We start from the raw sequence: 11,843 nt of genomic DNA, 5'->3' as shown, positions 1-11,843 counted from the left end.
GAAGATGGCGGCGGCGCGGCCGATCCTGATCGGCAGCGAGGTCTATCGGCATTCCAGCTACGGGCCGAAGCATCCGCTCGCCATCCCGCGCGTCTCGACCGCGCTCGACCTGATCCGGGCGCAGGGCTGGCTGGCCGACGGGCAGTACCGCGACGGGCCGTTGGCCGGGGTCGAGGCGCTGACCCGGTTCCATCACCCGGACTACGTCGCCGCGGTGCAGGATGCCGAGCGCGACCAGGATCTCGATCCGGCGCGCCGGCAGCGGCACAATCTCGGCGGGGTCGAGAATCCGATCTTCGCCGAGGTGTTCCGCCGCCCGGCCACGGCCTGCGGCTCCTCTGTCCTCGGCGCCGGCCTCGTGGCCGAGGACGCTGTGGTCTACAGCCCAGCCGGCGGGCTGCATCACGGCCGGCCCGACCGTGCCTCGGGCTTCTGCTACTTCAACGACCCGGTGCTGGCGATCCTCGACCTGCTCGACCGCGGCGTCGACCGCATCGCCTATCTCGACGTCGATGCCCATCACGGCGACGGGGTGCAGGATGCCTTCGCCGGCGACGCTCGCGTCCTGACCGTCTCGGTGCACGAGGCGCAGCGCTGGCCGTTCACCGGCGCGGTCGAGGACCGCGGCGGCGGCAACGCCCGCAACCTGCCGATGCCGCGCGAGCTGAACGACGACGAGATGGCGGCGGTGCGCGACCAGGCGCTGCTGCCGCTGGTCGAGCGCTTCCGCCCGCAGGTCGTGGTGCTGCAATGCGGCGCCGACGCGCTGCATGATGATCCGCTGAGCCGCCTGTCGCTGTCCAACCACGCCCTGTGGGACGTGGTGGCGGCGGTGCGCGACGTCGCGCCGCGCCTGCTGGTGCTGGGGGGCGGAGGCTACAATCCCTGGACTGTCGGGCGCTGCTGGGCCGGGGTCTGGGCGGTGCTCAACGGCTTCGACCCGGCGGCGCCGCTGACCGCGGAGTCCCGCGCAGTGCTGGCCGGCCTGTCCTGGTCGCGCCGCCGCGGCACCCCGCCCGAGCCCGCCTGGTTCGACCGCATGGACGACGTGCCGCGGCCGGGCCCGGTGCGGCCGGAGGTCCGGGATGTGATCCGCGCCGTCATGGCACCCTGACGAGATGGGACGATGATGAAGACGCTCCTCGCCGCTTTCGCCCTGCTGCTGGTCGCCGCCGGTTCCGTCCCGGCACAGGAGGCGGCCCAGCCCAAGACCAGCGACCTGACCATCGAGACCGCGGCGGGCAAGAGCTTCCACTTCACGGTCGAGCTGGCGCTGACGCCGGAGCAGCAGCAGCGCGGCCTGATGTTCCGAGAAAAGATGGCGCCGGATGCCGGCATGCTGTTCGTGTTCGACCAGGCCGGGCCGCAGGCCTTCTGGATGAAGAACACGCTGATCCCGCTGGACATGATCTTCATCCGCACCGACGGGACGATCGCCAACATCCTGGAGAAGGTGCCGCCGCAGACCCTGGACCCCCGGAGCTCGGACGGGCCGGCCAAGGCGGTGCTGGAGCTGAACGGCGGCATCGCCCGGTTCCTCGACATCAGGCCGGGCGACCGGGTGGTCCATCCGCTGATCGCCGCCACCAAGGGCTGAGCTCAGCGCGGCCTGGTGGTCTCCTCGTCCGGGCCGGGCAGGGGCGGGGCCCAGCTGCGGCCGGCGGCGATCATGCAGGACTGCCCGTCCGGACCGGTGTAGAGCAGGGTCCAGCTCCGCCCCTTCGGCGCCGTGAACAGCTCGACCCGGCCGCCGCTGTTGGCCGTGCCGGCACCCGCCGGCGTCTCCTGGAAGGCACGCGCCAGATAGTCGGCCACCACGTCGTGCGGGCCGCAGGAGGCCGGCGCCGCCTGGACCGGGGCGGTCAGGAGTAGGACGGAAAGCGCAATACCAGCCGCACGGGCCATGCCTGCCTCGATAGCCGTGTCGGAGAAGCCGTATCGGAGTCTGGGGCCAGGAGGCCTGCGAAACGATATAATCGGGTCGCCTCGGCCAGACCAGCCGGATCAGAGGCGGCCTTGCGCCGGAAATTCCCAGCCGGGCCGTGAAGGGACGACACCAGTGCGGGCCGAGGGGAATGCCGGACACCAGGACTGAGATCGAGCCGAGGCTGCGGGAGGCGGCGCCGCCGCCCTTGCCCGGACCGACCCGGACAACGCGCAAGTCATCCCGCCGGCGCCGCTTCCTGCTGCTGGCGCTGCTGGTGCTCGGCCTGACGGTGGCCGGCGGCGCCTGGTACCGCTGGGGCCGGGCGGTCGCGCCCGATCAGCTCTGGATCACGGCGACGGCCGAGCGGGGCGACATCGAGGACGCGATCACGGCGCTCGGGACGCTGCAGCCGCTCAGCTATGTCGATGTCGGCACCCAGGTCTCCGGCCAGCTCAGGACCCTGCATGTCGCGATCGGCGACCGGGTCAAGGCCGGCGACCTGCTGGCCGAGATCGACCCCACCGTCTACCAGTCGCGGGTCGAGGCCGACCGGGCGCAGATCGCCAACCTCGCCGCCCAGCGGGCGGAGAAGGAGGCGCAGCTGCTGCTGGCCCGGCAGCAGGCCGAGCGGCAGCGCAACCTGAAGGCGTCCCGCGCCACCAGCGACGACGCGCTGCAGGTGGCCGAGGCGGCTTATGCCGCGGCCCAGGCCCAGCTGGACGCAATCGACGCCCAGACCCGCCAGATCCAGTCGACCCTGAAGGGCGACGAGGCCAATCTCGGCTACACCAAGATCTATGCGCCGATCGACGGCACGGTGGTGTCGCAGTCGGCGCGCCGGGGCCAGACGCTGAACGCCAACCAGTCGGCGCCGATCATCGTCCAGGTCGCGGACCTGACGACCATGACCGTCGAGGCGCAGGTGTCGGAGGCCGATGTCAGCCGGCTTCGGCTCGGCATGACCGCCTATTTCACCACCCTCGGCATGCCCGACAAGCGCTGGTACGGCGCGCTGCGGCAGATCCAGCCGACGCCGGAGGTGGTCAACAACGTCGTGCTCTACAACGCCTTGTTCGACGTGCCGAACCAGGACGGCGCGCTGATGACGCAGATGACGGCGCAGGTGTTCTTCGTCTCGGCCGCGGCCCAGGACACGCTGCTGGTGCCGGTCACGGCCCTGTCGGGCCTGTCGCCCGGCACCTCCTCGGCCGCGCCGGGGCGGGCCACGGTCCGCGTGCTGAAGCCGAGCGGATCGGTCGAGACCCGCGCCGTGACCGTCGGCGTGACCAACCGGGCGCAGGCGGAGATCCTGAGCGGGCTGGAGCCGGGCGAGCAGGTGATCACCGGCAGCCGCCGGCCGAATGCCGCGCCGCCATCCGGGCCGGTGCGGACCCCGAGGCTGTGATGGACATCCGCGAGCCGGTCCACGGGACGTCCGGCCGGGCCGCCACCCGGCCGCTGGTGTCGCTGCGCGACGTCACCAAGACCTATGTCAACGGCGACCTGGCGGTGGAGGTGCTGCACGGCATCTCGCTGGAGATCCACCCCGGCGAGTTCGTCGCTATCATGGGCGCTTCGGGCTCCGGCAAGTCGACGCTGATGAACATCCTCGGCTGCCTCGACCGGCCGACCACCGGGACCTACCGGGTCGACGGCACCGATGTGGCGACGCTGGACGGCGATGCCCTGGCGCATCTGCGGCGCGAGACCTTCGGCTTCATCTTCCAGAGCTACAACCTGATCCCGTCCGCCACCGCGGCCGAGAATGTAGAGGTGCCGGCGATCTATGCCGGCATCGCCGCCGCCGAGCGGCGCGAGCGGGCGGAGCAGCTGCTAGCCTCGCTCGGCCTCGCCGACCGCACCGACCACCGGCCGAACCAGCTGTCGGGCGGCCAGCAGCAGCGCGTGTCGATCGCCCGGGCACTGATGAATGGCGGCCGGGTGATCCTGGCCGACGAGCCGACCGGCGCGCTGGACAGCCGCAGCGGCGCCGAGGTGATGGCACTGCTGAAGCGGATGAGCGAGGCCGGCCGCACCGTCATCCTGATCACCCATGACCGGGCGGTGGCGGAGCACGCGCACCGGCTGATCGAGATCCGGGACGGGCGGATCGTCGGCGACAGCGGCGTGCGCGGACCCGCGGTGACCGCGGCCGGAGCCGATGTGACCCATGGCGGCGATGCCGGCGCGCTGGGCGTCGCCGACATGGCGGAGGCGGTGAAGATGGCGCTGCGGGCCCTGCGCGCCAACCTGTTCCGCACCATCCTGACGCTGCTCGGCATCGTCATCGGCGTCGGCGCGGTGATCGCCATGCTGGCGATCGGCGACGGGGCGAAGCAGTCGGTGGTCGACCGCATCTCGGCGATGGGCACCGACCTGCTGCTGATCCGCCCGGCGCAGAGCAACAACCGCACCGCCGACGGGGTGATCGCGACGCTGGTGCCGGAGGATGCCGAGGCGCTGGCGGAAGTGCCCAACGTCGCCGCCGCGGTGCCGGAGCTGACCGGCACCGTCACCCTGCGCTACGGCAACACCGACTACTCGACGCAGGCCGACGCGACGACGCCGGACTTCACCCGGGCGCGCAACTGGTCGGTCGAGCGCGGCAGTTTCGTCTCGGCGGGGGACCAGGCCAGCTACGCCCCGGTGATCGTGCTGGGGCAGACCGCGGCGCGGATCCTGTTCCCGGAGGGCGTCGACCCGCTGGGCCGCTACGTCCTGGTCAACAACATCCCGTTCCAGGTGATCGGGCTGATGGAGGCGAAGGGCGCGACGCCCTACGGCGCCGACCAGGACGACATCGTCTTCATGCCGCTGTCGACCGGCAGCTTGCGGATGTTCGGCAAGCGCTTCGTCCGCTCAATCACCGTGCAGGTCGAGGACACGGCCCGGATCGACGAGACCCAGGCCGAGGTGCAGGCGCTGCTGGAGGAGCGGCACCGCCGTCCGGACGTGCAGATCCGCAACATGTCGTCGCTGATCGAGACCGTCTCGGCGACGCAGAACACGCTGACCATCCTGCTCGGTTCGGTCGCCGCCATCTCGCTGCTGGTCGGCGGCATCGGGGTGATGAACATCATGCTGGTCAGCGTCACCGAGCGGACGCGCGAGATCGGGGTAAGGATGGCGACCGGGGCCCGGATGCGCGACATCCTGCAGCAGTTCATCACCGAATCCGTGGTGGTCTCGGCGATCGGCGGGGCCGTCGGCGTGGCCGGCGGCCTGGGGGTGGCGGCGGCGCTGCAGGCCTTCGGCACGCCGATCCAGTTCTCGCCCGGGCCGGTGCTGCTGGCCTTCGGCTGCGCCTTCCTCACCGGCCTAGTCTTCGGCTATATGCCGGCGCGCAAGGCCGCCACCCTCGACCCCGTCGTCGCCCTCTCCGCCGAGTGACCATGCCGCGTCCGTTCCGCTTTCATCGCCCTCTCGCGGCGGTCCTGACCCTCGCCCTGCTGGCCGGCTGCGCCGGGCCGGAGGACGACAAGCCCGCCCTCGACATCCCCGGCGGCTGGAAGGCGGATGGGCCGGCCGGCACCACCTGGCCGGAGACGACATGGTGGCGCAGCTTCGGCTCGTCCCAGCTCGACAGCCTGATCCGCACTGCCCAGCGGAACAACCAGGACATCGGCGCGGCTGTGGCCCGGGTGCTGCAGGCCGACGCCCAGGCGCGGATCGCCGGCGCGCCGCTGCTGCCCAGCGTCGGGGCGACGGGCGATGCCTCGCATTCGGTGTCGCCGGAGCGCGCCAGCAGCTTCGGTACCGGCTCGAGCCGGACGGTCAGCGACCAGTTCTCGGCCGGGCTCTCGGCCAGCTACGAGATCGACCTCTGGGGCAAGAACCGGGCGGCGCTGCAATCGGCGCAGGCCTCGGCGCTGGCCAGCCGCTACGACCGCGACACCGTCGCCCTGACCGTCACCTCGAGCACCGCCACCACCTACATGCAGGTGCTGGAGTTCCAGGACCGGCTGGCGATCGCGCGGGACAACCTGGCCAACGCCCAGCAGGTGCTGAACGTGGTGCTGGCGCAGGAGCGGGCGGGCGCCGCCTCGGCCCTCGACGTGGCGCAGCAGCGCACGGTGGTGGCGCAGCAGAAGGCCGCGATCCCGCCGCTGGAGCAGCAGCGCCAGCAGACCGAGACGGCCCTGGCCCTGCTGCTCGGCGAGCCGCCGGAGCGGCTGTCGCTGCAGCGCCAGTCGCTCGACGACCTCGAGATCCCGGTGATCGCCGCGGGCCTGCCGTCCTCGCTGCTGGACCGCCGGCCGGACATCCAGAACGCCGATGCCCAGCTGCTCGCCGCCCGGTTCAACGTGAAGGAGGCGAAGGCGCAGCTGTTCCCGTCGATCCAGCTGACCGGCCAGGGCGGGTTCCAGAGCGCGGCGCTGGGCACGCTGTTCAACTCCGCCAACACCCTCTACAGCCTCGCCGCCTCGCTGACCCAGCCGATCTTCGAGGGCGGCGCGCTGCGCGGGGCGGTCCAGCTCACCCAGGCGCAATACCAGGAGCTGGGCCAGACCTATGTGAAGACCGTGCTGGCGGCCTTCGGCGACGTCGAGAACGCGCTGATCGCCACGCAGCAGACCGGGCTGGCTTATCAGGCGCAGCAGGAGGTGGTGGCCCAGGCGCGCGAGGCGTTCCGCCTGTCCGACGCGCAGTACCGGGCCGGGGCGGTCGACCTGCTGACCGTGCTGAACGCGCAGCAGAGCTACTTCTCCGCCCGCGACCAGCTGGTGCAGGCCAAGTCCGACCGGCTGCAGGCCGCGGTCGCCCTCTACAAGGCGCTGGGCGGCGGCTGGTCGGCCGGATCGGTGAAGACTGCGGCCGCAAGCTAGGAACCGAAGCTCACCCAAACGGAGTATATGGCTCGGCCGGAATTCCGCACGCTCCCGACCGATGTTATGTTTTGCATCGCAACATCCGGCGGGGAACATCGGATTTGGATGGGTCGGATCGTGCGGCCGTCCTGATCGACCGAATCTATGCGGCGCTGGTCGGCGAGATCGGGTGGGAACTGTTCTTGCAGGAGGTCGCGGCCTGCCTGCCGAACGGCAAGGCGGTGCTGTTCTTCCATGACCTCGACAGCGGCTGCGGCGCGTTTTCGCTGAATGCAGGCTTCTCGGCCGATGCCATGGCCGCCTACGGCAGCCATTTCAGCCGGGTGAACCCATGGATGCGCGCGGCGGCGCAGCGCCCGGTCGGGCTGGCGGTCCGGGCGGAGCAGATGCTGCCGCGCCATGACCTGTTGCGCACCGAGTTCTACGCCGACTATTTGCAGCCGCACGGCCTCGGCACCGCCGTTGGGGTGACGGTGTACAAGGAGGAGCGCTGCAACTTCATGCTCAGCGTGCTGGGCGCGGAGACGGACGACGCCACCGTGGACGCCGCACGTGCGCTGCTCGGCCAGCTGGCACCGCATCTGCGCCGGGTCTTCGCCTATTACCGCCGCTCGCCCCAGGCCGGCGCCGCCCTGCAGGACGGTCTCTCGCTGCTCGACCTGCTCGGCATCGGCCTGATCCTGGTGGCGCCGGACCGGCGAATCCGCCACGGCAACCGGGCAGCGGAAGCCCTGATCGCCGCCGGCGGCGCGGTCGGCCAGGACGGGGAGGGGCGCCTGCGCTTCTCCTCGCCCGACGTGACCGTCGCGCTCGACCGCGCGCTGGGAACGATCCGCCTGGGCCTGTCGCGCGGGCTGCTCGACACCCAGCTGCTGCGGCGCGACGGCGGCCGGCCGCCGCTGCGGGTGCGGTTCGTGCAGCTGGATCCCGCATCGGTGCAGGTGTTCTTCGCCGGCGCCGCGGCGATGGTGCTGATCGAGGATCCGGCGGTCTCCTCCGCCGCGGCGCGAATCGAGAGCGCCCGCGCCGCCTATGGCCTGACCGCGGCGGAGCTGCGCGTAGCCCGGCGGCTGATCGAGGGGCTGACCCCGGCCGAGATCGCCGCGGTCGACGGCGTCTCGCCGCTGACGGTGCGCAGCCAGCTGAAGAGCATCTTCGCCAAGACCGACACCCGCCGCCAGGCCGAGGTGGTGCGGAAGCTGTCGGCCGGGGTGCTGTAGGGCGAATTCGTGGGTTGGGTTCGCCGGACGAACCCGACATCCTGCCGCCGGAGCCCGTTGGGTTCGCTTGGCGAACCCAACCTGCAGCAGGCTTACCCTTCGGCCGGCTCCCGCTTCCGCGCCAGGGCGACGCCGTCGCCGATCGGGATCAGCGAGAAGTCGACCCGGGGATCGTCACGCAGCATGGCGTTGACCCGGCGGATCGCCTCGGTGCCCGGCGTCCGGTCGGCCGGGTCGGCGACGCGGCCGCTCCACAGCGCGTTATCGACCAGCAGCAGCCCACCCGGGCGTAGCAGGCCGATCGCGGCCTCGGCATAGGCCGGATAGTTGTCCTTGTCGGCATCGACGAAGACCATGTCGACGGTCCCGGCCCAGTCCGCGCGCGTCAGCTCCCCGAGCGTGTCGAGGGCCGGCTGCAGGCGCAGCTCGATCCGGTCGGCGACGCCGGCCTCCTGCCAGTAGCGCCGGGCGACCGATGTCCATTCGTCGCTGACGTCGCAGCACAGCAGGCGCGCCTCCGGCGGCAGCGCCAGCATCACCGCCAGCGCGCTGTAGCCAGTGAAGGTGCCGATCTCGACCAGCCGGCGGGCGTCGATCAGCCGGGCCAGCAGGGCCATGAACTGGCCCTGCTCCGGCGTGATCTGCATCCCGGCGCGGTCGGCCGCGACCCGGCGCGTCTCCCGCCGCAGCCGGGCCAGGATCTCCGGCTCGCGCAGCGAGGCGTCGAGCAGATAGCGCTGCAGCGCGTCGTTCAGGCCGATGCTCATGGCGTCACATGCACGCTGGGGTCGCGCTTCACCGGAACCGGCCGGCGCAGCTCGTTGCGGATCTTCATCGCCTCGAACACCGGGGCGGTGCCGGGGCGCGGCACGAAGCGGCCCTCGCCGCGCTGCACCTTCAGCTCCCTGTTCTCCCACACCACCTTGCCCTGGCTCAGGGTGATGACCGGCAGGCCGCGCACCTCCATGCCCTCGAACACATTGACCTCGATATTCGAGTGCTGCGTGGCGGCGCTGATGGTCTTGGTTGCCGCCGGGTCCCAGACCACGAGGTCGGCATCGGCGCCGGGCGCGATCACGCCCTTCTGCGGGTAGATGTTGAAGATCTTCGCGGCGTTGGCCGAGGTGACGGCGACGAACTCGCTCGGGGTCAGGCGGCCGGTGTTGACGCCGTGGGTCCATAGCACCGCCATGCGATCCTCGATGCCGCCGGTGCCGTTCGGGATCAGGGTGAAATCGTCGATGCCCATGCGCTTCTGCTCGGCCTTGAAGGCGCAGTGGTCGGTGGCGACGACCTGCAGGCTGCCGGAAGTCAGCCCGTCCCACAACGACTTCTGGTGGTCCTTGGAGCGGAAGGGCGGGCTCATCACCCGGGCGGCGGCATAGGCCCAGTCCTTGTTGCGATACTCGCTCTCGTCGAGGGTCAGGTGCTGGATCAGCGGCTCGCCATACACCCGCTGGCCATTGGCGCGGGCGCGGGCGATCGCCTCATGCGCCTCGCGGCAGGAGGTGTGGACGACATAGAGCGGCACGCCGGCGGCGCCGGCGATCATGATCGCGCGGTTGGCGGCCTCGCCCTCGACCTCGGGCGGGCGCGACAGGGCATGGCCCTCCGGCCCGGTGATGCCGGCCTCGAGCAGCGCCTTCTGCAGCAGCCAGACGATGTCGCCGTTCTCGGCATGCACCATCGGCAGGGCGCCGAGCTCGCGGCAGCGGGTGAAGCTGTGCATCAGCACGTCGTCATCGACCATCAGGGCGTGTTTGTACGCCATGAAGTGCTTGAAGCTGTTGACGCCGTGCTCGGCCACCAGAGTGCCCATCTCCTCCCGCACCTGGTCGGACCACCAGGTGATGGCGACGTGCAGCGACCAGTCGGAAACGGCTTTCTCGCCCCATTCGCGCCACTGGCGATAGCCGTCCAGCAGGCTCTGCTGCGGGCCGGGGATGCAGAAGTCGATGATCATGGTGGTGCCGCCGGACAGCGCCGCGGCGGTGCCGGTGTAGTAGTCGTCGGCCGCCACCGTGCCCATGAACGGGAACTGCATGTGGGTGTGCGGGTCGATGCCGCCCGGCAGCAGGTAGCTGCCCGAGGCGTCGATCACCCGCGCGCCGGTCGGGGCCTCGAGGTCGGGGCCGACGGCGACGATCCTGCCGTCGTCGCAGATCACATCGGCGCGGAAGCTGCGGTCGGCGTTCACCACCGTGCCGCCCTTGAGTGCGATCGTCATGGCCGGCGCTCTCCTCTTGTCGCGTGCCTTGGTTCCCTGTCGATGGGGAGAGTGGGACGGATCGCGAGGAGAGGCAAGGTCGATCCTGACCGTTCGGTCAAGCCGGCTGACATACAAAAAGGCCGGGGCGCGAAGGCCCCGGCGAGGTCAGGGAGGAAAGCGGCTCATGCGGAGCCGATGAATACGTTACGTATCTTTCTTTTGCGCGTCAATACGAATCGTATCTTGTCGCCTAGTCGCGCATCACCCATTTGACCGGCACAGCCCATTCGATCGCGACGTCGGAGATCAGGGGTGCGTTGTAGCTGAACAGGGTGAACAGGCCGGGGCCGCTGCCGCGCATCAGGATCTTGACGAAGGTCCGGCCGTCGGCCAGGCGGATCACGCATTCCCGGCCGATCAACTGCTCCGGATCGGCCCGGACGTTGCGGTAGTAGATGACGTCGCGGTCTCGGAAGGCGGGCGCCATCGAATCGCCGCGAACGATGACGGCGACGGTGTGCTCGTCGGCCGCCGGAGGGGCATCGGCCTCGTCGATCCGCTCAGTCGACTGGTCGCCCTCGAGCATATGCACCTCGGCCCCGGCGCCGACATGGCCGACGACCGGCACCATCGGCCGCAGCCCCGCCGGCGCGCCCTCGCCGGTGAGCAGCCAGGCTTCGGATACGCCGAAGGCGGCGGCGTAGCGCGCGGCGGCATCGCGGCGCAGCCCGCGCAGCCCGGATTCATGGGCGCGGTAGGTGATCGGGCTCCAGCCGAAGGCGCGGGCGGCGTCCGCCGCGGTCTCGTGACCGGCCTTGGTCCGTGCCAGCACCAAGCGTTGATGCGGTTCCAGCATGCATGGCATTTAGCACGTTTTGTAACCTGCAGACAATTCATTTCGTATTGCCTTAACTGGATACGAAACGTATCGTCAGGACATGGACGAGACGATCACCAGCTTCGACGACCTGTTCACCCGCTGGCCGCGCCAGGGCCACCTCTCCGCCGATCTCGGCGTCTCACCGCAGCATCTGCGGATGATGCGGGTGCGGCGGTCGATCCCGGTGCGCTTCTGGCCCCGCGTCGTCGCCGCCGCCGCCCGGCGCGGCATCGGCGGCGTCGACTACGCGCTGCTGGTCCGGCTGCACGTTCCGGATGAGCCGCGGTGAACCTCCGCCCGAAACCCGACATGGAGAGTTTCATGAGCATCCTGCCGACCCTCGACCAGATCGAGGGCATGCCGATCGCCGCGGTCGCGGCGTTGCCGGCCGAAGCGTTGGCCCAGCTGGTCGACGATCTGGTCGTCCTGGTCGAGCACAGCCGCCGGCTGCAGGCGGTGATCGCCGCCGCGCTGGCCCTGCGCGCCGGCCGGCCGGCCCTGCTGGTCGCCGGCGGCTACGCAGCCGAAGCGACGGGGTGGCCGCGATGAGCGAGCCGCGCAGCAGCCTGTCGCGGCACCGGCCGCGCCCGCCGCTGGAGGCGGAGCGGTTGCGCCGGATGCGGGAAGCGGCCTGGCAGAGCCAGGGCGTCGCGGTGATCCGGCCGGAGGATATCGAGGACGACTGGGTCCGCCAGGCGATCGTGAACGAGGCGGACCGTCTCTACGGCAAGCGCAAGAAGGAGCCGTGACGGTACCGGACTCCGGTCCGAATCGTACT

The 11,843-nt window shown here is 70.9% G+C and carries 13 protein-coding genes; 9 read left to right on the top strand and 4 right to left on the bottom strand.

Translation table 11 applies throughout. The features are described from left to right. Nucleotides 1–4 precede the first annotated feature (4 nt). Complete coding sequence (locus LG391_RS13725; RefSeq protein ID WP_225768563.1) at nucleotides 5–1,114, top strand: acetoin utilization protein AcuC; 1,110 nt, start codon at nucleotides 5–7, stop codon at nucleotides 1,112–1,114. Between the two features lie 12 nt (nucleotides 1,115–1,126). Continuing rightward, the gene (locus tag LG391_RS13720; protein ID WP_225768562.1) at nucleotides 1,127–1,597 is read left to right on the top strand and encodes a DUF192 domain-containing protein; all 471 of its coding nucleotides are present in this window, start codon (nucleotides 1,127–1,129) and stop codon (nucleotides 1,595–1,597) included. Between the two features lie 2 nt (nucleotides 1,598–1,599). On the opposite strand, the gene LG391_RS13715 is transcribed toward LG391_RS13720, so the two are convergent. Continuing rightward, nucleotides 1,600–1,905 (bottom strand): hypothetical protein, encoded by a 306-nt coding sequence (locus LG391_RS13715; RefSeq protein ID WP_225768561.1) that lies wholly within the window; start codon nucleotides 1,903–1,905, stop codon nucleotides 1,600–1,602. A gap of 170 nt (nucleotides 1,906–2,075) precedes the next feature. Between LG391_RS13715 and LG391_RS13710 the strand changes: the two genes are divergently transcribed. The 4 genes from LG391_RS13710 (at nucleotide 2,076) to LG391_RS13695 (ending at nucleotide 7,976) form a co-directional block, all read left to right on the top strand. Then, nucleotides 2,076–3,332 carry an efflux RND transporter periplasmic adaptor subunit gene (locus LG391_RS13710; RefSeq protein ID WP_225768560.1) on the top strand — a complete coding sequence of 419 codons (1,257 nt, stop codon included), beginning with the start codon at nucleotides 2,076–2,078 and terminating at the stop codon, nucleotides 3,330–3,332. After that, nucleotides 3,332–5,317 carry a MacB family efflux pump subunit gene (locus LG391_RS13705; protein WP_225768559.1) on the top strand — a complete coding sequence of 662 codons (1,986 nt, stop codon included), beginning with the start codon at nucleotides 3,332–3,334 and terminating at the stop codon, nucleotides 5,315–5,317. Before LG391_RS13710 ends, LG391_RS13705 begins: the two co-directional genes overlap by 1 nt. A 2-nt stretch (nucleotides 5,318–5,319) precedes the next feature. Then, on the top strand, nucleotides 5,320–6,753 hold the full coding sequence (locus LG391_RS13700; RefSeq protein ID WP_225768558.1) for an efflux transporter outer membrane subunit: 1,434 nt from the start codon (nucleotides 5,320–5,322) through the stop codon (nucleotides 6,751–6,753). A 185-nt stretch (nucleotides 6,754–6,938) separates the two neighbouring features. Then, on the top strand, nucleotides 6,939–7,976 hold the full coding sequence (locus LG391_RS13695) for a helix-turn-helix transcriptional regulator (protein WP_225768557.1): 1,038 nt from the start codon (nucleotides 6,939–6,941) through the stop codon (nucleotides 7,974–7,976). Nucleotides 7,977–8,068: 92 nt separating this feature from the next. On the opposite strand, the gene LG391_RS13690 is transcribed toward LG391_RS13695, so the two are convergent. The 3 genes from LG391_RS13690 to LG391_RS13680 all read right to left on the bottom strand — a co-directional run bounded on the left by LG391_RS13690 (nucleotide 8,069) and on the right by LG391_RS13680 (nucleotide 11,041). Then, nucleotides 8,069–8,743 carry an O-methyltransferase gene (locus tag LG391_RS13690; protein WP_225768556.1) on the bottom strand — a complete coding sequence of 225 codons (675 nt, stop codon included), beginning with the start codon at nucleotides 8,741–8,743 and terminating at the stop codon, nucleotides 8,069–8,071. After that, a complete protein-coding gene (hydA, locus tag LG391_RS13685) occupies nucleotides 8,740–10,203 on the bottom strand; it encodes a dihydropyrimidinase (RefSeq protein WP_225768555.1) in 1,464 nt (487 codons plus the stop codon). Before hydA ends, LG391_RS13690 begins: the two co-directional genes overlap by 4 nt. Before the next feature lie 232 nt (nucleotides 10,204–10,435). Continuing rightward, nucleotides 10,436–11,041 carry a S24/S26 family peptidase gene (locus LG391_RS13680; RefSeq protein ID WP_225768554.1) on the bottom strand — a complete coding sequence of 202 codons (606 nt, stop codon included), beginning with the start codon at nucleotides 11,039–11,041 and terminating at the stop codon, nucleotides 10,436–10,438. Nucleotides 11,042–11,123: 82 nt separating this feature from the next. Here LG391_RS13680 and LG391_RS13675 point away from each other — a divergent pair, with 82 nt between their 5' ends. From LG391_RS13675 to LG391_RS13665, 3 genes are read left to right on the top strand one after another with little or no spacing between them, the layout of a single operon-like run. Continuing rightward, a complete protein-coding gene (locus tag LG391_RS13675; protein ID WP_225768553.1) occupies nucleotides 11,124–11,354 on the top strand; it encodes a hypothetical protein in 231 nt (76 codons plus the stop codon). A gap of 32 nt (nucleotides 11,355–11,386) precedes the next feature. After that, nucleotides 11,387–11,614: a hypothetical protein gene (locus LG391_RS13670; RefSeq protein WP_225768552.1), complete on the top strand. Its 228-nt coding sequence runs from the start codon at nucleotides 11,387–11,389 to the stop codon at nucleotides 11,612–11,614. Further along, nucleotides 11,611–11,814 (top strand): hypothetical protein, encoded by a 204-nt coding sequence (locus LG391_RS13665; RefSeq protein WP_225768551.1) that lies wholly within the window; start codon nucleotides 11,611–11,613, stop codon nucleotides 11,812–11,814. Before LG391_RS13670 ends, LG391_RS13665 begins: the two co-directional genes overlap by 4 nt. The last annotated feature ends 29 nt before the right edge of the window (nucleotides 11,815–11,843 follow it).

This window comes from Inquilinus sp. Marseille-Q2685 (genome assembly GCF_916619195.1).
In the GTDB taxonomy this organism is placed as follows: Bacteria; Pseudomonadota; Alphaproteobacteria; order DSM-16000; family Inquilinaceae; genus Inquilinus.
This window is presented reverse-complemented; position numbering and strand designations above follow the sequence as displayed.

Bases quoted from the DNA above. Each gene is read 5' to 3' on its own strand.
- LG391_RS13665 (WP_225768551.1), top strand. From the start codon at position 11,611: ATGAGCGAGCCGCGCAGCAGCCTGTCGCGGCACCGGCCGCGCCCGCCG.
- LG391_RS13670 (WP_225768552.1), top strand. From the start codon at position 11,387: ATGAGCATCCTGCCGACCCTCGACCAGATCGAGGGCATGCCGATCGCC.
- LG391_RS13725 (WP_225768563.1), top strand. From the start codon at position 5: ATGGCGGCGGCGCGGCCGATCCTGATCGGCAGCGAGGTCTATCGGCAT.
- LG391_RS13710 (WP_225768560.1), top strand. From the start codon at position 2,076: ATGCCGGACACCAGGACTGAGATCGAGCCGAGGCTGCGGGAGGCGGCG.
- LG391_RS13690 (WP_225768556.1), bottom strand. From the start codon at position 8,743: ATGAGCATCGGCCTGAACGACGCGCTGCAGCGCTATCTGCTCGACGCC.
- LG391_RS13720 (WP_225768562.1), top strand. From the start codon at position 1,127: ATGATGAAGACGCTCCTCGCCGCTTTCGCCCTGCTGCTGGTCGCCGCC.
- hydA (WP_225768555.1), bottom strand. From the start codon at position 10,203: ATGACGATCGCACTCAAGGGCGGCACGGTGGTGAACGCCGACCGCAGC.
- LG391_RS13680 (WP_225768554.1), bottom strand. From the start codon at position 11,041: ATGCTGGAACCGCATCAACGCTTGGTGCTGGCACGGACCAAGGCCGGT.
- LG391_RS13715 (WP_225768561.1), bottom strand. From the start codon at position 1,905: ATGGCCCGTGCGGCTGGTATTGCGCTTTCCGTCCTACTCCTGACCGCC.
- LG391_RS13700 (WP_225768558.1), top strand. From the start codon at position 5,320: ATGCCGCGTCCGTTCCGCTTTCATCGCCCTCTCGCGGCGGTCCTGACC.
- LG391_RS13675 (WP_225768553.1), top strand. From the start codon at position 11,124: ATGGACGAGACGATCACCAGCTTCGACGACCTGTTCACCCGCTGGCCG.
- LG391_RS13705 (WP_225768559.1), top strand. From the start codon at position 3,332: ATGGACATCCGCGAGCCGGTCCACGGGACGTCCGGCCGGGCCGCCACC.